20 protein-coding genes are annotated in these 20,579 nt (G+C 42.5%); 17 read left to right on the top strand and 3 right to left on the bottom strand.

All coding sequences use genetic code 11. The annotated features are described in order from the left end of the window. Nucleotides 1-11: 11 nt before the first annotated feature. The 3 genes from D4N35_RS10830 (at nucleotide 12) to D4N35_RS10820 (ending at nucleotide 4,008) form a co-directional block, all read left to right on the top strand. Complete coding sequence (locus tag D4N35_RS10830; RefSeq protein ID WP_120073416.1) at nucleotides 12-1,358, top strand: APC family permease; 1,347 nt, start codon at nucleotides 12-14, stop codon at nucleotides 1,356-1,358. Between the two features lie 26 nt (nucleotides 1,359-1,384). Next, complete coding sequence (locus D4N35_RS10825) at nucleotides 1,385-3,016, top strand: amidohydrolase (RefSeq protein WP_120073414.1); 1,632 nt, start codon at nucleotides 1,385-1,387, stop codon at nucleotides 3,014-3,016. Nucleotides 3,017-3,228: 212 nt separating this feature from the next. Then, nucleotides 3,229-4,008, top strand: coding sequence for a class I SAM-dependent methyltransferase (locus D4N35_RS10820; protein WP_120073412.1), 780 nt, complete (start codon nucleotides 3,229-3,231; stop codon nucleotides 4,006-4,008). 181 nt (nucleotides 4,009-4,189) lie between these two features. On the opposite strand, the gene D4N35_RS10815 is transcribed toward D4N35_RS10820, so the two are convergent. Further along, the gene (locus D4N35_RS10815) at nucleotides 4,190-4,762 is read right to left on the bottom strand and encodes an NADPH-dependent FMN reductase (protein ID WP_120073410.1); all 573 of its coding nucleotides are present in this window, start codon (nucleotides 4,760-4,762) and stop codon (nucleotides 4,190-4,192) included. A gap of 141 nt (nucleotides 4,763-4,903) precedes the next feature. Continuing rightward, nucleotides 4,904-5,746, bottom strand: a complete 843-nt coding sequence (locus tag D4N35_RS10810; protein ID WP_120073408.1) for a pirin family protein — start codon at nucleotides 5,744-5,746, stop codon at nucleotides 4,904-4,906. A gap of 132 nt (nucleotides 5,747-5,878) precedes the next feature. On the opposite strand from D4N35_RS10810, the gene D4N35_RS10805 reads away from it, so the two are divergent. The 10 genes from D4N35_RS10805 to D4N35_RS10760 all read left to right on the top strand — a co-directional run bounded on the left by D4N35_RS10805 (nucleotide 5,879) and on the right by D4N35_RS10760 (nucleotide 15,468). After that, nucleotides 5,879-6,232 (top strand): winged helix-turn-helix transcriptional regulator, encoded by a 354-nt coding sequence (locus D4N35_RS10805; RefSeq protein WP_120073406.1) that lies wholly within the window; start codon nucleotides 5,879-5,881, stop codon nucleotides 6,230-6,232. Between the two features lie 334 nt (nucleotides 6,233-6,566). Then, nucleotides 6,567-7,877 (top strand): C40 family peptidase, encoded by a 1,311-nt coding sequence (locus D4N35_RS10800; protein WP_120073404.1) that lies wholly within the window; start codon nucleotides 6,567-6,569, stop codon nucleotides 7,875-7,877. A 90-nt stretch (nucleotides 7,878-7,967) separates the two neighbouring features. Continuing rightward, nucleotides 7,968-9,581 (top strand): helix-turn-helix domain-containing protein, encoded by a 1,614-nt coding sequence (locus tag D4N35_RS10795; RefSeq protein WP_120073402.1) that lies wholly within the window; start codon nucleotides 7,968-7,970, stop codon nucleotides 9,579-9,581. Nucleotides 9,582-9,660: 79 nt separating this feature from the next. Beyond that, entirely contained in the window at nucleotides 9,661-11,112 is a 1,452-nt protein-coding gene (locus tag D4N35_RS10790; RefSeq protein WP_120073400.1) for an aldehyde dehydrogenase family protein, read from the top strand. Nucleotides 11,113-11,142: 30 nt separating this feature from the next. Continuing rightward, entirely contained in the window at nucleotides 11,143-12,078 is a 936-nt protein-coding gene (locus tag D4N35_RS10785; protein ID WP_120073398.1) for an NAD(P)-dependent oxidoreductase, read from the top strand. 47 nt (nucleotides 12,079-12,125) lie between these two features. Next, nucleotides 12,126-12,935, top strand: a complete 810-nt coding sequence (locus D4N35_RS10780; protein ID WP_235870363.1) for a DUF3100 domain-containing protein — start codon at nucleotides 12,126-12,128, stop codon at nucleotides 12,933-12,935. Further along, nucleotides 12,932-13,372 (top strand): hypothetical protein, encoded by a 441-nt coding sequence (locus D4N35_RS10775; RefSeq protein WP_235870362.1) that lies wholly within the window; start codon nucleotides 12,932-12,934, stop codon nucleotides 13,370-13,372. Before D4N35_RS10780 ends, D4N35_RS10775 begins: the two co-directional genes overlap by 4 nt. Nucleotides 13,373-13,617: 245 nt before the next feature. Then, on the top strand, nucleotides 13,618-14,118 hold the full coding sequence (locus D4N35_RS10770; protein ID WP_120073396.1) for a DUF1648 domain-containing protein: 501 nt from the start codon (nucleotides 13,618-13,620) through the stop codon (nucleotides 14,116-14,118). A 154-nt stretch (nucleotides 14,119-14,272) separates the two neighbouring features. Continuing rightward, complete coding sequence (locus tag D4N35_RS10765) at nucleotides 14,273-15,250, top strand: RpnC/YadD family protein (protein WP_120073393.1); 978 nt, start codon at nucleotides 14,273-14,275, stop codon at nucleotides 15,248-15,250. Between the two features lie 17 nt (nucleotides 15,251-15,267). Then, nucleotides 15,268-15,468, top strand: a complete 201-nt coding sequence (locus D4N35_RS10760) for an RpnC/YadD family protein (protein ID WP_128205405.1) — start codon at nucleotides 15,268-15,270, stop codon at nucleotides 15,466-15,468. A gap of 333 nt (nucleotides 15,469-15,801) precedes the next feature. Here D4N35_RS10760 and D4N35_RS10755 read toward each other — a convergent pair whose 3' ends face one another. Next, nucleotides 15,802-16,758: an NAD(P)H-dependent flavin oxidoreductase gene (locus D4N35_RS10755; RefSeq protein ID WP_120073389.1), complete on the bottom strand. Its 957-nt coding sequence runs from the start codon at nucleotides 16,756-16,758 to the stop codon at nucleotides 15,802-15,804. 139 nt (nucleotides 16,759-16,897) lie between these two features. Here D4N35_RS10755 and ltaE point away from each other — a divergent pair, with 139 nt between their 5' ends. From ltaE to D4N35_RS10730, 4 genes are all read left to right on the top strand, one after another. Beyond that, the gene (ltaE, locus tag D4N35_RS10750) at nucleotides 16,898-17,944 is read left to right on the top strand and encodes a low-specificity L-threonine aldolase (protein WP_120073387.1); all 1,047 of its coding nucleotides are present in this window, start codon (nucleotides 16,898-16,900) and stop codon (nucleotides 17,942-17,944) included. Nucleotides 17,945-18,145: 201 nt separating this feature from the next. After that, nucleotides 18,146-18,784, top strand: coding sequence for an O-methyltransferase (locus D4N35_RS10740; protein ID WP_120073385.1), 639 nt, complete (start codon nucleotides 18,146-18,148; stop codon nucleotides 18,782-18,784). 56 nt (nucleotides 18,785-18,840) lie between these two features. After that, a complete protein-coding gene (locus D4N35_RS10735; RefSeq protein ID WP_120073383.1) occupies nucleotides 18,841-20,070 on the top strand; it encodes an MFS transporter in 1,230 nt (409 codons plus the stop codon). Further along, nucleotides 20,063-20,578: a hypothetical protein gene (locus tag D4N35_RS10730; RefSeq protein ID WP_120073381.1), complete on the top strand. Its 516-nt coding sequence runs from the start codon at nucleotides 20,063-20,065 to the stop codon at nucleotides 20,576-20,578. Before D4N35_RS10735 ends, D4N35_RS10730 begins: the two co-directional genes overlap by 8 nt. Nucleotide 20,579: the final 1 nt, after the last annotated feature.

Genomic DNA, 20,579 nt, shown 5'->3' with positions numbered 1-20,579 from the left:
GGGAATGACAAATGAATGATACAAACACACCAACCCTTAAACGGTCGCTTTCATTAAAATATGTTGTGTTTTTTGGATTAGCCTTTATGGCGCCAACAACTTTGTTTTCAACATATGGTGTCGCCGCGGATATCACGAATGGAATGGTCGCAACCGCTTATCTTGTTGCCTTAATCGTTATGTTATTTACGGCCTACAGCTATACGCAAATGGTGAAAGCCTTCCCGAATGCAGGTGCGGCCTATACATTTACACAAAAGTCTCTAAACCCTCACGTGGGTTTTCTCGTAGGTTGGACAATCATACTGGATTATGTGTTCAGTCCAATGATTAGTGCTTTACTGTTAGGAATAGCAATGAAGGCCTATTTCCCTTCAATCCCTATATGGATTTGGATCATTCTCTTTATCATTATAGTTACTATTATCAATATACTTGGCATAACAGTAGCGGCAAAATTTAATACAGCTCTTTTGGTCCTGCAATTCTGTACGCTGACGCTATTCGTTGTCTTCTCAATTAAGGGGCTTCTAAACGGTCAAGGTGCAGGGACACTGCTTTCCATCTTCCCGTTTATTGATTCAAATGTGGAAGCGTCTAATTTCATGTCGGTAATTCCGATTTTATGCTTTTCCTTTTTAGGGTTTGATGCGGTAACGACACTCTCTGAAGAAACGAAAAACCCTCGAAAGAATCTGCCAAGAGCTATTTATCTCGTTACAATCATTGGCGGAGTATATTATATTATTGGTTCGTATTTCTTACAGCTTATTTGGCCGGAATACCAATCATTTAATAATCCGGAAGCTGCCTATATGGAAATTGCCATGTTTATCGGGGGCAACCTTTTGACAAGTTATGTTCTTGCTGAAGGAATCATGGCAGGATTTTCGTCAGCTGTCGCGTCAGGAGCAAGCGCTTCTCGTGTTCTATATGCAATGGGACGTGAAGGTGTCCTTCCCACAAAAATATTTGGATATCTTTCACCTAAATATCGCACACCTGTCTTTAACATAATCATTATTGGAGCCATTGCTTTAAGCTCTCTATTCTTAAGTCTTACGACTGCTGTATCTCTTATCAATTTTGGTGCATTATTTGCTTTTACGATGGTAAATATTTCGGTGATCGCTCTCTATTTCTTCCGAAAAAAACAGAGATCCATTATGGGAACCATTCGATATTTTATTATTCCATTGATTGGTGCTTTACTTACGGGTTCAATTATGGTCATGTTGGACATCCATTCGCTGATGCTGGGAGGAAGTTGGCTTACGCTTGGATTCTTATACCTGTTATACCTTACAAAAATGTTTAGACAACCGCCCCCGGAACTTTCTTTTGAAGAAGCAAATTAATCTAATATTGAGAGGATTGATGAGAAATGAGTCAACAATCAGCGGATATGGTACTTTCAAGCAATGCTGTTTTTACAGGGCTTTCAAACCAACCGGAGCCAGCGTCCATAGCAATTAAAGATAATAAAATAGTAGCGGTTGGTTCCGATGAGGAGATTAAGCCTTATATAGGCGAGAATACGAAAATCCATCAATTTCATGACGAATTGATTATGCCAGGATTTCACGATTTCCACCTTCACCTGATGGATGGAGCAGTTACGATGAACAGCGCCGATTTATTCCCTGCCCGATCAGAGGAAGAAGCGTTGGAGATCATTCGTGAATTTGCCGAATCACGGCCAGAAGCACCCTGGATCATCGGTTCTACATGGGATGCGGGGTACTGGGACACTCAAGAATTGCCGACCCGCCATTCATTGGATCGCATACTTCCGGACCGTCCAGCCCTTCTGTATCATGCGGAAGGACATTATGTATGGGTCAATTCGAAAGCACTGGAGATTGCCAATATCACTCGCCATACGGAGAATCCTCCCTACGGCATAATTGGAAGAGATGAAAACGGAGAACCAAATGGTATTTTATATGAAAAAGCAATGGATGCGGTGATCCGGCATGCGTATGATTTTACTAAAGAACAAAAGAGAGAACTCTTTAAGGATTTCTCCACTCATGCTGCAAGTTTAGGGATCACCTCTGTCCATGACTTATTTGCAACAGAATCCATGGAAATGCTTTATGATTATGAGCTTTTCAAGGAATTTGAAGATAAAGAAGAATTGACAACACGCATTCATGTATGGCCTGCATTAAACGGTGATCTGGAACGCGCCAAAAAATTGCGGGATACGTATCAATCGGACAAACTCCGTATGTCAGGATTGAAACAGTTTATCGATGGGGTCATTACCGCCCGTACGGCTTACTTGCTCGAACCTTATGCAGATCAGCCGGAAACACGCGGAGAGACATCCTTCCCTGCTGATACGATCAAAAAATGGGTTGTTGATGCGGATAAAGAAGGTTTCAGCATCCGCTTCCATGCCATTGGGGATGGAGCGATTCGTCTAGCCCTCGATGCTTACGAAGAAGCACAAAAGGTCAACGGCAAGCGGGATTCCCGCCATTCCGTCGAGCATGTGGAAGTGATTCATCCCGATGACATTCCTCGGTTCCAAGAGCTCGGTGTCACAGTATCGATGCAGCCGGATCACTTTGCCATGTCTGAGCGGGGTGTCTATACCGACCGAATTGGCCCGGAGCGGGAGAAATATGTATTCCCGATTCGTACATTGCAAGAAACCGGCGCAAATCTGGCGTTCGGAACAGATTTCCCAATTGATGTGCTGGATCCGCTTGTGCAAATCCATCGGGCGGTTACGAGAATTGACAGCAGCGGAGAAGAAGTGTGGCATCCGCATGAGCGCATCACTCTAGCCGATGCATTGAAAGCTTATACAGCCGGATCCGCCTACGGTTCATTCAGAGAGCACGAGCTGGGTACACTGGAAGCAGGGAAGCTTGCGGATATCGTTGTATTGGACCGGAATTTGTTTGAAATACCTACTGAGGAAATACCGGACGCAAAGGTTCAATTAACGGTCTTTGATGGAAAAATTATTTTTTCCAATACAGGAGTGGAAAAGAAAAAGTAGTTTTTCCTCTTTAAAATTGGCGATACAGGCATGGGTTATGTTAATTATTCCTTAGACACTGATATAAAAATAAGCAGCTTTCAAGCTTCTCACAGATATTTATATTTGTGGGAAGCTTTTTTTACTGTAAAAGGTAAACTAATTATATGAATCCCTGTCTTTTGACAGGAGTTTTTGCATTCGTGATGAATACTGAAAGTGGAGGTGATAAAATGGATAACAAAAAAATGGTTATTAATCAATTCGGATCCAATGCAAGGAACTATGTTATAAGTCAAATCCATGCCAAGGGCAAAGACCTTGATTTCATTAGGGAAGTAGTAAAGGGTGGGAAAGATAAGGTTTTGCTTGATGTCGCGACAGGCGGCGGTCACGTGGCAAATGCATTGGCCCCTTTTGTTAAGACTGTCACAGCTCTAGACTTAACTCCAAAAATGTTGGCCCAGGCTAAGGAATTTATTGAGTCAAATGGACACGATAACGTTGTATTTGTACAAGGAGATGCTGAAGATTTACCGTTTGGGGACAAAAGTTATGACGTGGTTACATGCAGAGTGGCTCCCCATCATTTTCCGAATGTTAAACGGTTTATCGGTGAATCCTTTCGGGTTCTAACCGATGGGGGTATGTTCATCTTAGTCGATAATGTATCACCGGAATTAGATGATTTTGACCAATTTTATAATGAGGTTGAAAAAAAGAGAGATCCCAGTCATTACCGGGCATATAAAAAATCAGAATGGATTTCCTGGATAGAGGAAAAAGGATTTTCTATTCAAACGTTTCTTACCTTTAAGAAGCGCTTTGTATTTGATGAATGGTGTAAAACAATGAATCTTTCTTCCGAAGCCAAAGAGGAATTAAACAACTACATGATAGCCTCACCCAGAGAAGTTATCAATTTTTTCTCAATTGAAATGGAAAATAATCAAATTCATTCTTTTCAGGGAGAAGCGATGATACTTATAGCATTAAAAACTATTAATGCTTAATCTTTTGTTCAAGCCAAAATTAAGATTATTGTTAAATTATCCGAAAAGCCGGGCTTAACCGGTCATCTCAACGAGATTTCCGCCCCACCGATTTAATAAGGCCTAAAGGATGTATAATGACATGAAAAACGGACCAGTCCTTTGATCTGGTCCGTTTTTTTTTATTTTAAACTCCTGTTTTTTAAACAAGAGCGGCCGCTTTATTATTATTTTTATGATAAAATTCTATGAAATTATTGACAACCTGATCCAAGAAGCCGATCGTACCTTGGTCAATGAGTTCTCCGGCTTCGTTTAGTTTTTCATGAACCGATCCGATATACACTTCATTGCCCGGCAATAAAACAGGTGACAGGGCCGGGTTTGAAAGGATTTCCCTCAAGTGGATCTGTGCACGCACACTGCCCAACACTCCCATGGAAGAACCAATGATAAAAGCGGGCTTGTCTTTGATCGTGAAATCTCCGCCGCGTGATAACCAGTCAATTGCATTTTTCAAAGCGCCAGGAATGGAGAAATTATATTCAGGAACTGCAAATAAAACAGCATCCGAATCTTTTACATTATCTTTAAACTCCTTGACATTGGCTGGTACATTGCCTTCCAAATCAACTGAAAACATCTCAAGTTCATTAATGAATACAGGTGTGATGTCCAGTTGGTCCGCATAACGGCTTTTCATAAATTCAACCAGCTTCAGGTTATATGAAGTGGAGCTTGTGCTCCCAATGATTGCTTTAACTTTAATTCTCATGATGTACAGCTCCTTATGTGAATGGTGATGATTTTTTGAAAATCCAAGTATATTATAGAGCATATAAATTAAAATAAATAGTACGCACTTACAAGTGGCATAGTATATAAAAAGATACTAATAGAAGATGAGCCCGGTTTTTTACTCGAATTTTCCTTCCCTGTAATCTTGATATGCCTGTACAATCTCTTCTTCCGTATTCATCACGAATGGCCCGCGTGCTACAACTGTTTCTCCAATCGGTTGTCCGGCGTATAAAAGGACATGCAATTTTTCATTGGCGCGAACCTTCACTTCGCTCGGACAAGTAGCATCCCCGCGTTCAAGCCAAAGAACCTGTCCTTTCTTCCCTTCCGTGTTCCCGCTGCCGAATGTTCCTTTTCCTTCCAGTATATAAAGGAAACCATTATAGCTGCCGGGAAGATCCTGTATGACTGTACTGTCAGGTTCAAGTATCATCTCAACCATTGTAACCGGAACGTGATTTTTCGTGTCTGCCTTGACTCCCTTTGATGCTCCGGAAAAGACTCGAATGATGGCCCCCTCTTCATGTCGGACCGGCATATCCTGCGCTCGCATATTCTGGTAACGTGGTTCAGTCATTTTTTTATCGCCTGGAAGGTTTACCCATAGCTGGAGTGAATGAACAGTTTCTCCAACTGCCGGTTCTTCGGAATGGATAATTCCTCTTCCTGCTGTCATCCATTGAACATCTCCTGGCATTAATACCCCGCCTTCAGTTTTATTGTCACGATGTTCAAGTTTTCCACTAATCACGTACGTTACTGTTTCTATTCCGCGGTGCGGATGCATTCCGAATGTACCCCGTTGGAAAAAGTCTTCTGCCATCAACAAAAACGGATCATATTCTTCCCAATTTCCAGGTTCAATTATTAATCCCGCTTTATGAGTCGGTGAATTTTTCCGGTAAAAGATATCTTTAACACTCCTGATACCTCTTGATAAGATATTTTTTCTTTCCATCTTGATTCCTCCCTTCCGTTTTCAACCGGAGATTATATAGGCTATTATTAAATAAACTAAATATAAATAGAAGTACGCACTTAAAAGTGCTATAGTATATAAAAAGATACTAATTAAGGGGCTGCTAAAAAGATGAAAACAGAGTTCTGTAAAGTTGACGAAGCTTTAAGTATTTTAGTGGGAAAATGGAAACCGATTATTTTACTGCATCTGTTCAATGAAGGAACTTTGCGATTCAGTGAATTGAAGAGATTAATGCCGGACATCACGCAAAAAATGCTGACGAAACAGTTGAGAGAATTGGAAACGGAAGATATTATCGACAGAGTGGTATATCCACAAGTACCGCCAAAAGTGGAATATTCGATTTCCGAGTACGGCAAAAGCCTTCAGCCTGTCTTGAATGTGATGCACGAATGGGGAAGCGCCCACACCAAACATATGCAAGAAAAAAGGAATAGAAAAAACCTGGAGCAATCGTCTTAACGCCTAGTTCCAGGTTTTTTTTGTCAATTTGCCCACAATTCTTTTGAAACCAAAACACCCGAGTAACAAGTTGAAGGGAAAGGCCCAAAATATCGGATTTCTGTTCATTTCCAGGTGGGCAGCCGCTGTATGGGTATAAAGGAAATATTTGTAACATGTTTGAAACAATAATGAAAGGTGATTGTAAAGTCACTCTGTCGAAATTTGATGTTATAATCTATCTGGATTATCAATAGTTGTCGGATATATTTATTTTTAACAAAAAAGGAATTTTTTATCGTACAAAGATTACTAGATACATAGTTGGAACGATTTCACAGGGGGAAAAATAAAATTGAAAAAAAGATTACTAGTATCCGTGCTTGGTACAAGTCTGTTATTTGCGTCTTTTCCGAACAGTGGAGCATTTGCCAATGAGAATTTGGATCAAGAGATTTCGGCGAAAAAGCAGGAGATTTCTTCTTTGCAGGCAAAAGAACGGGAAATCAATGATGTTTTGGGAAAATTAAATGACAAAGTAAATGAAACGAATAACAAAATAGCTGGGGCCGAAAAAAATATTTCCAAAACGAAAGAAGAAGTGAAGCAGCTGGAAAAGAATATTGCCGAAGTAAAAGAGCGTCTTGAGAAGCGCTTTGAGGTATTGCAAAAACGGGCCCGCGCCGTCCAACAAAACGAAGGCTCGACCAACTACCTTGATGTAGTGCTTGAGGCCGAAAGCTTCGGTGATTTGGTTGACCGGACGATGGCATTGACCAAGATTATTAACGCTGATAAAAAGATCCTCGAAGAGCAGAAGAAAGACCAACAAACATTGGAAGCTTCTGAAGCGGAATTAAAAAAGAAATTGGAAAAGATCCAGAGCGAACTGGCTGAAATAAAAGAACTTAAAGAACAGCTTACATATCAGGTAAACGATAAAAACAGCATGCTTGCCGCTATGAAAGAGCAGCAAAGTGAAGCCAGCAAAGAATTGGTGGATCTTGAGAACCAAAAAGCTGCCATAATTGCAGCAGAAGCAAAGAAAGCGGAAGAAGAAAAAGCTGCTGTTGCAGCGGCGGAAGAAACGCAAGAATCGCAAGAAATGCAAGAAACGGGAGCAACTGGTGAAGCAGGTAACGCAGGGCCGGCAGAAAAAGCTGGTGCACCGGCAACTGCAGCCGGACATAAAGCAAAACCAAAATCTGTTGCATCATCCAACAGCGGAACAGTCCAAAAAAGCCAGCCATCAGCACCTACAGTGAAAAAAGGATCATCCGCTATTGAAACTGCCATCAGCACGGGCTCTTCCATTGTCGGCCGTTCTCCGTATAAATGGGGAGGAGGCAGATCTGCAGCCGATATCCAAAACAGGCGATTTGACTGTTCTTCGTTTGTCCATTGGGCCTATGCGTCGGCTGGTGTGAATCTTGGCTGGACAACAAGCCAGCTTGTCAATCAGGGAAGAGCTGTCAGCGCTTCTGAAATGAAACGAGGCGACCTTGTCTTCTTTGATACCTACAAGACAAACGGCCATGTCGGCATTTATCTTGGCAATGGAACTTTCTTGAACGACAACAGCTCTCATGGCGTGTCTATTGACTCCATGAACAATTCGTATTGGAAAGCTGCCTTTAAAGGCGTTGTCAGACGTGTAGTTGAATAAAGATGATCAAAAGCAGGGGGAATCATTCCTCCTGCTTTTCGTCTTAATCAGGCATTAACTGGCTAAAGGAGAGGGGAGGGGCACAATATCATGAACATTTATAAAACAAAAAAGCTGCTGGAAATAAACAAGATGTTGACCCAGTCTTTAAAGTTAGAGGAAATTTTGCATCGTGTCATTGTTGCGGCGAGAGCATTGATCGATGTGTCTGATGTCCTTATTATTTATTTGTATGATAAAAAGGCAAACAAATTGAAATTTGCGAAAGGAGAGGGGGTTGACAAAGAACAATTAAAAAAGGTCGCGTTTTCTCCTGGTGAGTCGATTACGGGTAAAATTTTTATCGAAAAAAAGTCAAAATTATTCACTTCCGAGCAAGAAATAGATGAATATATGGAGAATATGACGGATGAAAATTACCGTCATTATTATGAAGGGGTAAGAAGAAGGAAAATCAGGAGCATGTTTTGTGTACCGATTATCAATAAAGACCGTTGTTTAGGTGTAGTGGCCGTCAACAATTACAATCAAAATGGTGTTTTTACGGAAGAGGATATGCAGGTCATTAAGGTGGTGGCCGATCAGAGCGCCATCGCCATAGATAACGCAAATGTATATAAAAATTTAAAAGAGAAGAATACACTGCTGAAGCGCTCCATCGCCATACACAACCAATTTTATCAGTTGATTATAGAGGGACGGGGAATCAAGAATATTATCTCTTTGTTGGAAAGAATGATTTCATCCCCCGTGGTATTTTATACACACGTAAATGAAAGGGACGAGGCCAATGCTTTTCCGATCAGAAGGGGAGACGATATACTAGGTGTATTAATGTTGGGCAGGCCGTTTCCATCTTTTTCAGAAATGGATCAAATTGCCATTGAACAAGCAAGTCTTTCAATTGCTTTAGAGCTTATTAAAGATAATGCTATTTATGAAAAAGAAATACATTTCCGCGAGCAGGTTTTTAATCAATTATTGGAAGGGAAATCAGGCAGCGACCTGCAGCACGCATTGCGATATGTCAAGTGGGATGAGGATTGGATTGTTCAATGCATGATTTTGGAGGGAAGAGACCATCCGCTATGGGAAGCGGAACGGTTGATTGACAAAGAGAGGTTTGTCAAATCGATTGAACGGATTTCATCTTCTGTCGGTCTCCACAGTTTAATTTTTACTCGCGCGTTTCAATTAATTATGATTATTCCCAAGTTCAAGCAGAAAAACATAAAAGAGTTGATCAATGGCATCCAAACGCTGTGGAAAAACGAGAAAGATATATATTACGGCGTCGGCAGAGAAACGACAATTCATGATTTATCCATATCCTATAAAGAAGCGCTCCGTTCCATCGGCTACGCCAAACTGCATAATGTTCAAATAGTCGAATACGCAAAATTGGGAATAGAGCGCCTCTTATATGAAGTAGATAAAGATATATTGGATATGTTCATGAATGATCAATTGCAGCAACTTTATAATCTTGATGAAAGTTTCATTGATACATTGCGAATTTTCATTGAATTGAACAAGAACCATAAGAAAACGGCTGAAATGTTGCATATTCATTCCAACACTCTTTACTATCGTTTGAAAAAAATAGAAGAAGTATTGCAAATTGAATTTAACAATGAAAAAGACTGGATCGATTTAGTGATTGCCTTTCGATTGTATGTGGCAAGCAACAAAAAAGATGAATGATTTTTGTTGCTTGCCACATTTATTTTGTGAATTTTAAGATTTATGATGTTATAGAAAACAACTATAAGGAGGAGACCCTGTGGGCAATATTTATTTTAATTATATAAACGGCAAATGGGTGCCGTCCTGTACAAATGAGACGTATGCAAGCATCAATCCGGCCAATACAGAGGAAGTATTGGGATATTTCCAGCAATCCAATGAAGAGGATGTGGAGTCAGCGATTACCTCTGCTGAAAACGCATTCAAAGAATGGGCAAATACCGCTGCCCCAACAAGAGGAGATGTGCTATTTAAATTAATTCAGTTACTGGAAGAAAAAAGAGAAGAGCTGGCCATTCTCATTACGAAAGAAGTTGGAAAGTCTCTCCGGGAAGCCAGGGGTGAAGTGCAAAAAACAATCGAAGCGATGAAACAGTTCAGTGGTGAAGCGACAAGGCTGACAGGTGAAACAATTCCTTCGCACAACAGTGATATTTTTGCCTATACGGTCCGTGAGCCGCTTGGCGTCGTGGGTGTGATTGCTCCATACAATTTCCCGCTTGGTATAGGAATTTGGAAAATCGCTCCGGCGATCATCGCGGGAAATACTGTCGTTTTCAAGCCGGCAAGCAATACGTCGCTTATCAGTGTGAAAATTATCGAATTGTTCGAAGAGGCAGGCGTCCCGGCAGGTGTCATTAACATGGTGACCGGTCCGGGCGGTGTGATTGGCAATGCAATCGGGAACCATCCAAAAATTAAAGCTGTGTCGTTTACCGGTTCTACAGATGTAGGTCTGGCATTAGGGAGAGCGGTCAGTACAAGAGGAGCTAAAATGCAGGCGGAAATGGGCGGCAAAAACCCTTCCATTATTTTGGAAGATGCCAACATTGATGAAACAGTTGAAAATCTGGTCATCAGCGGCTTTTTGGATAATGGGCAGCGCTGTACAGGAACGAGCCGGGTCATCGTCCTTAAATCAATCGCAAAGGAATTAACGGAAAAATTAGTTGCCAGGGCAAAAAAGTTGGTGATCGCCGACGGATTTGAGGAAAATGTTGATAATGGCCCTGTCGTAGATGAAGGGCAATTAAATACCTATTTACATTACGTAAATTCTGCCATTGAGGAGGGGGCTGTCCTTGAATATGGCGGTAAGAGATTAACAGAAAATGGATTGGACAAGGGGTATTTTGTCGCTCCCACCATATTCAGCAATGTCACAAAGGATATGACCATATTCCGGGAAGAAATTTTTGGTCCTGTAATAGGCATCACTACGGTGGATTCGTACGAAGAAGCGTTGGAATTGGCGAATGAAAGCGATTTTGGGCTTTCGTCCACAATCTATACAAATGATTTGAATAAGGCGTTTCATTTTGTTCGAAATATTGAATCAGGTGTCACACATGTAAATATTCCTTCCAATTATTTTGAAAACCAATATCCATTCGGTGGAAAGAAGGCTTCAAGCATTGGCCCGCGGGAACAAGGTTCGACCGCATTGGATTTTTGGACAGATTACAAAACGGTCTATATCAAACCGTAATTTTTTCTAAAAAGAAGGGGAGAGCTGCGCATGAGGTACGCAGCTCTGTTCCAAGAAAGGGAGATCTTTGTGAGAAGCATCGGAGTGGCCGGCTGTGGTTTGATGGGATCAGGGATTGCCAAAAATTTGTTGAAAAACGATTATAGCGTGTCTGTATACGATATTAACGAAGCGCCCGTGCAAAAGTTAGTCAGTATGGGTGCAAAGGCAAAAAGAGATGTCAGAACAATGGCAAAAGAAGTGGATGTCCTGCTCTTGTCCTTACCCTCGCCCCAGTTAATAGAAAAGCTAATGACGGATCCGGAGGAAGGGGCGTTTGGCGCTTTAAAAAAGGGAGCTTTCATTTTAGATATGAGTACCAATGACGTAGCTTTGACAAGAAGTTTGTCTAAAAAGGCAAAAGAATATGGCTTGGAATATTTTGATTGCCCTTTGAGCGGAGGACCTGCCGGAGCAGATGAAGGTACACTAACCATCATGGTAGGCGGGTGTAAAGCAAAGTTTCCTACCATTTTGCCTATTTTAAAAGCCGTCGGAACGAGTATAGATTATGTTGGCCCCAGCGGATCCGGACAAGTTGTAAAACTATGCAATAATATGATTGTTGGAGGCGTCATTTCATTAATAAGTGAAGCGTTTTTGACCGGGGAAAGAGCCGGGATTTCGAAACAAAAAATGGCTGCCATCATTCAAAAAGGTTCCGGACAAACAAAAGTGATGGAGGTGTTTGGGCCTAATATATTAAAGAATACTCCAGAAGAAGTGAAATTTTCTCTTTTTAATATGAAGAAGGATTTGAATCTATATCGAAATTTAGCCGAAAACACGGGCATTCCAACAATGGCAAGTGAATCAGCCCGCCAGTTATACCAAATAGCGGAGTATTTGCAAAAGGGACAGCAAGATGCTACCGCGATATTTGATGTCATTGCCCAATTGGGAATAGAAGAGAAAACCCGTGTCTAGCGGATATTTTGTTCTTAAACAATATGTATACAAGGAGGGGTATTGGGGTGAGAAAAAATATTAAGCTTCATTTGATCGTTTTGGCGTTTGTGGCGGCAGGTGAATGGATCGGTTCCAAGCAATTCAACGTCGGCGTCGGAACGATCGCTTTATTTCCCATGTTGTATGTATTGGTTTGGGGAGGGATTGTCAGCTGGCCAAAATTCAAAATATTGACCCAAAAGCAAATGAAAAACGCAGCAACGATTCTTGGGATTTCCTTCATGTTGTTTGTTGCCAAGCTCGGTACAATGTTAGGGCCATCTTTGCCTAAAATTTTCGAGGCAGGCCTGTCCCTGGCATTTCAAGAAGTCGGACACGTCATCGGCACCATTATTATCGGATTGCCAATCGCCCTGTTGTTAGGAATGAAACGGGAATCTATAGGAGCGACGTTTTCCATCGACCGTGAACCGAATCTTGCCCTCATTGCCGAGAAATATGGCGCAGATTCGCCGGAAGGAAGGGGAGCGCTCGGCGTCTATGTATGTGGTACAGTGTTCGGAGCCGTCTACTTGGCATTGCTGGCCGGTTTCCTTGGAAGTCTCGGTTTCCTTCATCCCATCTCATTGGCAATGGGAGCGGGGGTTGGATCGGGCAGCATGATGGCAGCAGCATCCGGTGCTCTTGCTGTTACATTTCCGAATGATGCTGCCGATATCGCATTATTCGCTGCTGCAGCAAATTTGATTACGACAATACTGGGGACTTATATATGTGTATTTTTCTCCCTTCCAGTCACCGCCCGGTTGTATAACTGGTTGGAGCCGAAGCTTGGCCGCCATAAGCTCTCTATTGACAAGGGGGCAGCAAAATGATTGAAAAAATAAAAATCCTGTCATTGATTGGCATCATCGCCATCATTGGGAACTGGGTAGGTTATAAGGTCAACCCGATTGAAGCACTGCCGGGAATGTTAATTATCGTTATCATAACAATCATCGGACTGGCGCTTACCAACTATCTGCCCATTAAAATTCCGGCAGTCGTCTGGATTTCACTTGTTGCGCTCATTACTACAACACCTATTTTTCCTGGCAACGGATGGATTGTCGAACAAACATCTAAGATTGACTTCATGGCCATCGCCACACCGATTCTTGCCTATGCAGGTTTATCACTAGGCAAAGACATAGACGCATTCAAGAAATTGGGTTGGCGCATTGTAATCATATCGATTGTTGTCTATACGGGCACCTTTTTATTCGCCTCCCTATTTGCAGAAATTGTGTTCAAAATTCAAGGGAGATTTTAAAGACAGGAAAACAGTCTCCTAACAAACTCTATTAAACAGCCTGACTCCTATACTAATATGGAATCAGGCTGTTTTATTCTAGTATGGAAACGATTTTCCGAAAACACCGCTGGATAACAGCGTAGTATAAAGATATTTTCTCGGGGGATATCAGAAAATTTTCTGGCAAAAAAGAGAAGGCACGCTTTAAAAAAGCGATGAAACCAACTATGGGTACATCCGTAATTAGAAAAGAGGTGTCAATCATGCAAAGTTATAATCGTCCAAAACTCGACATTCCAAAATCTGCTTTTGAAAAAATACTCGATTGGGTTGGCGCATTCGTCTTCGGCGGATGGGTCATTTATTTGCTGGTGACCTGGAACGATCTGCCTGCTAAAGTGCCTGGACACTATGACGGAGCCGGAAATATCACCCGCATGGGATCGAAATGGGAGTTGATCATACTGCCGGTGATTGCCGGCTTGCTGACCGTTTTTATGAGCTTTCTGGAAAAACATCCGGAGTGGCATAATTACTTGAATCTCAATGAAAACAATATTGAATTCCAGTATAAAAACTCAAGAATGATGCTGAATGTCCTCAAAAATATCATGATCTTTCTATTTGCTGCTATCAGTTGGAATATGATTCAGGTCGGGCGCGGAAAGGCAGAATCGCTCGGAATCTGGTTTCTGCCCGTCTTTTTGGCGGTCGTTTTTATACCGATGATTTTCTTTATCGTTCGTTCAGTTCGTCATAAATGACAATGTGTTAATGAGCTAACATGATATAAAGTGGAAGAGGATGATGAAAATTCTCCCAGGAAATAGGCGGCGATATCATTTTAATTTAATGAAGGATTCACAGGAAGAATGTCGAATTATAACATCAACAACTATTAGAAAGGTGTTGGTGTTATTGAGGGGTCAACAACCAAATTATGACCAGTTATGGAAAGATGTCATTACCGAACTGTTTGATGAGTTTCTTCTGTTTTTCTCCCCAGAACTGTTTGAGCTTGTAGACTTTACCATTCCGCCTCAATTCCTGGAACAGGAACTTCAAACCATTTTACCCGAGTCTGACAGCAATCAGCGTGTCGCCGACAAGTTAGTAAAACTTCAGTTGAAAAATGGCGAAGAACAATGGGTGTATGTCCACATTGAAGTTCAGGGCGACTACAAAAAGATTTTTCCAAAGCGGATGTTCCAGTCTTTTTACCGGATTATGGACCTATACGATCAAAGGATTTATGCCCTTGCCCTGTTCACCGGCGAAGACGCCAAGTACAACGCCAATCTATTCCACTATGAATTCCTGGGTACTGAGCTGACCTACAACTATAACACCTACCGCATTGCCTCACAATCCGAAACCACACTCTTAGAATCTGAAAATCCCTTTGCATTGGCCGTTTTGGGCGGGCTGTACGTGATAAAAAGCAAAAAGAATGTTGATATTAAGTACCAATACAAACGGAAATTGATGAGATTGCTATTACAGGATAAAATGATAAATAAAGAAATGAAACGGGAATTTATACAGAAGCTGTTCGTATTCATTGACCATATTCTTAGGCTGCCGGAGGAAACGGAATTGAAACTGGTCAACGAAATGAAACCAATCATTCAAAAGGAGGCCGTACAGATGGGACTTTCTATGAAGGATACGTTTTTAGCAAGGTACTACATGAAGGAAGGGGAGAAGAAGGGAATCGAAGTAGGTATCAAAGAAGGCATTAAAGAAGGCATTAAAGAGGGAATCAAGGAAGGTAAGGTTGAAATCGCTGTCAGGCTTCTGGGGAGAGGGGAATCAGCGGATGATGTGGCGGAAATTACGGGTCTTACACTCGAGGAGGTAAAACGGATTAAGGACAGGAAATGGAGCCAACCTTGAAAAAGGAGGCCGTACAGATGGGACTTTCTATGAAGGATACGTTTTTAGCAAGGTACTACATGAAGGAAGGGGAGAAGAAGGGAATCGAAGTAGGTATCAAAGAAGGCAAGGTTGAAATCGCTGTCAGGCTTCTGGGGAGAGGGGAATCAGCGGATGATGTGGCGGAAATTACGGGTCTTACACTCGAGGAGGTAGAGCGGATTAAGGATAGAAATTGAAATCGACCTCACAAAGCATGTTCCCTAAGTGAGGTTTTCCAAAAGACTTGTTAACCAAAGCGGGCATAAGACTTACCTTGATGCCCAGGCCGTGAGTCGGATCAATCGAAATATAGACAAGGTTCACCGGCAGCGAATGAAGCAACAAAAGATGTAATAACAGCCGTGTAAAAGGTCGTTCAAAAAATCATAATGCAAAGCAAAAGGATGATTCCCCAAGGTATGTTTTACCTTCGGACCAGCCTTTTGCTTTGTTTCACTGACATCTCCGACCGCCCCACAATAGTGATATATCGTACCCAATCAGGCTTTTTTAATAAACTGAATGACCAATCATTCAGTTTTTTCGTTTGCTTTTCCCTGCAATAATTCTTTTCTCGCTTGGTTATATGACTCCCTCAGCCCAGCCACAATTTCCTTCACCGGCTGTATTTTTTGAATGGTGTTCACTCCCTGACCCGCCGACCATATATCTTTCCAGGCTTTTGACCCGGTTGTGTTCATTTTTGAAAAATCAGCATGTTCCTTGCTCTCCAGTTTGTCGGGATCAAGTCCTGCTTTCCTGATGCTCGGCTTTAAATAGTTGGCCTTCACACCGCTGAAGGCATCTGTATAGATCAAGTCATCGAGCGTAGAGTCAATCACCATCTCTTTATAATCTACCGAAGCGAAACTTTCCTCTGCCGTAATAAATCTGGTCCCCATGTAGGCAAAATCAGCTCCCATTGCCTCCGCTGCCAGGATATCCCTTCCGCTTGAAATTGCCCCCGACAAAATCGTGATTCCATTCCAAAATTCTTTCACCGCACCCAAAAAGGCAAAGGGGTTGATGGTTCCGGCATGGCCGCCCGCTCCGCTGCAGACAAGAACAAGTCCGTCCACCCCTTTTTCAGCTGCTTTTTTTGCATGAAAAATGGAAATCACATCAGAGAATATAAGACCTCCGTATTCATGTACGATACGAACGACAGGACTCGGGTCTCCCAGTGAAGTAATGACAATCGGCGGCTGATGTTTCTTGATGAGTGCCAAGTCTTCCTCATAACGCTTGTTTGTATGATGTACGATGAAATTCACCGCCCATGGAGCTGCTTTTATCCCCTGCAACTCCTGCTTAATTTCTTCCATCCATTGATCAAGCACGTCCGCCGTACGGGCATTCAACAATGGAAAAGAGCCGATGATTCCTGATTTGCAGCCATTAATGACCATTTGCGGGCTGGATACTAAAAACATCGGGGCCATAATGACGGGCAATGCACTATTTTCTTTAAGAGCTCGCATCTGCATCAATATTCCTCTCTCTCCTTTCAAGACTATATAATCATTTCGCCGGCACTTATGTAAAAACCTTCAAAAAATTACATGTGAAAAAATTCAGTTTTTGTTACTATTGATTTATGAACTCAATTTGGAAGGAGCCCGGCAAATGCCAATTGATTTGAGAAGTGATACAGTGACAACGCCGACTGAAAAAATGAGAGACGCCATCCGCGATGCAGCTGTTGGAGATGATGTTTATGGTGAAGATCCAACAATCAATCATCTGGAACAGCTTGCTGCTGAAATCGTTGGAAAAGAGGCTGCCCTGTTTGTAACGAGCGGGACCCAGGGAAATCAAGTGGCTGTTTTATCCCATACACAACGTGGTGATGAAGTGATTTTAGAAGAATACTCCCATATTTTCGGCTATGAGACGGCAGGGCTTTCCACCATCGCCGGCGTTCAGGCAAGAACGATCAAAGGTGTGAATGGCCAGATGCCGATTCCGGATATTGTTGCGGCTATCCGGGAAGATGATATTCACTGTCCCAAGACCGCTTTAATCTGTCTGGAAAATACCCATGGGGATTCGGGAGGACGCATTCTGCCGTTAAATTATATGGAAGAAGTTTACGAGATCTCAAGACAGCATCAAATTCCTGTCCATCTGGATGGAGCCCGATTATTCAACGCAGCGGTTGGTTTAGGTGTTGATCCCAAGGAAATTACAAAACTTGTAGATACTGTTCAGTTTTGCTTATCCAAAGGCTTAAGTGCCCCCATGGGGTCGATTTTGGCAGGTCCAAAGAATTTTATTGAAAAAGCCAGAAAGTGGCGGAAAATGTTGGGTGGCGGCATGCGCCAGGCTGGAATTGCGGGAGCGGCCGGCATTGTTGCATTGGAAGAAATGGTTGGCCGATTGGAAGAAGACCATGTTCATGCAAAAAAACTCGCACAAAGGTTAGCCCTTATAGAAGGTATCGATATCGACGCAGAAGGCGTCGAAACGAATATAATCATGTTTTCCATTGAAGGGCTCGGAATGGATTCAGAGGAATTTATTGAAAAGCTAAATGAACATCAGATTCTGGCTAACTCTGCAGGCCCATACAGAATCAGGTTTGTTACACACAGGGGGATAACTAAAGAGGATATAGGCACGGCTGTAGAAGTGGTAAATAGAATTGCCGCTGGGGCTAAAACTAGGTTGTAAAACATTATACAGCCCATCCCAAAGCGTTCAACCATTAAGCAGCAGTTGGCTGAACCGGAGTTTGAATCCATTCGCCAGGTTTTGGCCGGTGAATTAAAAGCCATTGATATGGACCATCAACGAATTCGTTCAGATGTTTCGAAATCCAGGAAAGCGAAATGATGGACAGCGCTATGAACAACGGGAAAGGACTGGAGCCCAATGAAACAAATTAACCAATACATAGATGCAGTTTTTCACGATTCAGATCCAATTTTAAAAGAGGTCATTTCGTCCATAAAGGAAAACGGAATGCCTTCGATATCGGTATCTCCCTCTTCCGGTAAGCTTCTAACTATGCTTGTTTCGATAGCAGGAGCTAAAAATATCCTCGAAATCGGAGCTCTTGGGGGCTATAGCGGAATTTGCCTGGCCAGGGGATTCGGCGAGGGAGGAATGCTGACTTCTTTGGAATTGGAAGAAAAATATGCTGAATTGGCCCGCAGCAATCTGACTAAAGCCGGATTTGGCGACCAGGTTTCATATATGACGGGGCCTGCTTTGGAAAGCCTAGAAACATTGACCGCGGACCAGAAGCGGTTTGACTTCTTCTTTATCGATGCTGATAAAGCAAACTATAACAGTTATTTGGAATACTGCATCAAACTGGCCGAACCGGGTGCGTTGATTGTTGCCGATAATGTGCTTGCCGGAGGAAGTGTGGCAGACCCCGGAGCAAAGCCAAAACGCTATACTGAATTTATGAAAAACTTTAATGAAACGGCAGCCAATCATCCCCGATTGGAATCGCTTCTCCTCCCGATCGGAGATGGAATGACCATATCCAGACTCCGAGAATAAATGTTTTACAAAGCGAAGCTATTCCTCCATTATAGAAATAAAACAGCAGGAACCGGATGATGACAATGAATGAAGATAATCAAACAAAAGAATACATCCAGCAGGGCACACGGGCATTTAAGAAAGCGAATCTTGCTTTATTCGCCGCAGCTTTCATCACATTTGCCAATTTATATATGACACAGCCCATCATGCCTGTTTTTACAAAGGAGTTTGATGTCACACCGACGATGGCAAGCCTGTCCTTGTCGTTAACCACGCTCTCCCTTGCATTCGGGCTGCTAATTTTTGGCTCTCTTTCCGAATCTTGGGGGCGAAAAAACATCATGTCTGTCTCCATTATCATTACATCTGTTTTAACGGTGATCATTGCTTTCTCGCCAACATTCGAGCTCCACCTAATATTGAGGGTAATACAAGGTATAGCTTTTGCAGGCATCCCTTCGATTGCCATGGCTTATTTGGGTGAGGAGATAGAAGGAAACAGTGTCGGTGCGGCGATGGGGCTGTATATCGGAGGGAATACGGTTGGAGGACTTTCCGGAAGGGTCATCATGGGAACGATGACAGATTTATTTTCATGGCAAACAGGAATGGTCTTTTTGGGAGTGATCAGCCTGATTGCCGGCATCTATTTTATATGGGCTCTCCCGCCATCAAAACATTTTCATCCGCAGCCTTTAAAATTGAAAAGCCTATTCGGCACCCTTGTTTCCCATTTGAAAAGTCCGGTTTTGGTATCGCTGTTCCTGATCGCTTTTTTCTTAATGGGAGGTTTTGTGACGATCTATAATTATCTGGGATTTAAGCTTGCGGAGCCTCCATATCTTTTGAGCATGACGATCATTGGATGGATGTTTATCGTTTATTTGGTTGGAACCTTCAGCTCTGCCTGGTTTGGGGTGCTGGGTGATAAATTCGGGCGCCCGTTGTTTATTATCCTGGGTGCGATGCTCATGCTATTGGGTGTTGTATTAACACTTCCGGTGTCTTTATTTTATAAAATCATCGGCATTATCGTGCTGACGTTCGGTTTTTTCGGCGCTCATTCCGTGGCAAGCGGATTGGTCAGCCGCCATGCCACACACGATATTGCCCAGGCATCCTCACTCTATTTATTTGCCTATTATATGGGATCGAGCTTCGGAGGATCGGCCGGGGGCATCTTTTGGTCCCGCTACGGCTGGCTCGGGGTAGTGAGTTTCACCATCGGCCTGCTGATTGTTTCGGTTTTCCTGGCGCTGAAAGTGAAAAAATTATCTGGAAGGAATACGGCAGATGTATGATCCGACTCATTTTGAAAATTTAAAAGTGGCATTCGAAAACCGCATATACGATCTGGATAATATCGATGGCTTGATTACGATTGTCAACAGGGCAGACCTTACTGATTATGCCGTTCTTTCCAGGGAGCTGTCAATGAAATTCACCTTAACCGGCCAGCCGGATGTAACGGCGGAAGTCGTGTTGGCTGCTTCCCTGGAAGATTTGGCAGGGGAGATTCTTGAAATCCCGGATGCGACCCCTGGCTGCTCCATTGGGCTGCGATTTTACAAGCGTGTTCACGATATAACTGTACAATGCGGACAGATTAGGGAGGCCCTTTACGCAGTCTGGGAAAATGATATTGAGCTGACACAAACACTGAGCTTCGAATATGGAGAAGAAGCTTCTGGTTACCTGAATTGCATAGAGGTGAAATTCAAGACAAAAATCAGCGAGGATAACATGAAAGAGGTCGTTCCTTTCCTGGACCATGTCTTAAAAAGCCTGGAGCTTTTGAATGATATATAAA

This window comes from Siminovitchia fortis, from assembly GCF_003605365.2.
In the GTDB taxonomy this organism is placed as follows: Bacteria; Bacillota; Bacilli; order Bacillales; family Bacillaceae_C; genus Siminovitchia; species Siminovitchia fortis.
The sequence above is the reverse complement of the archived record's forward strand: the minus strand, read 5'-3'. Positions and strand labels throughout refer to the sequence as shown.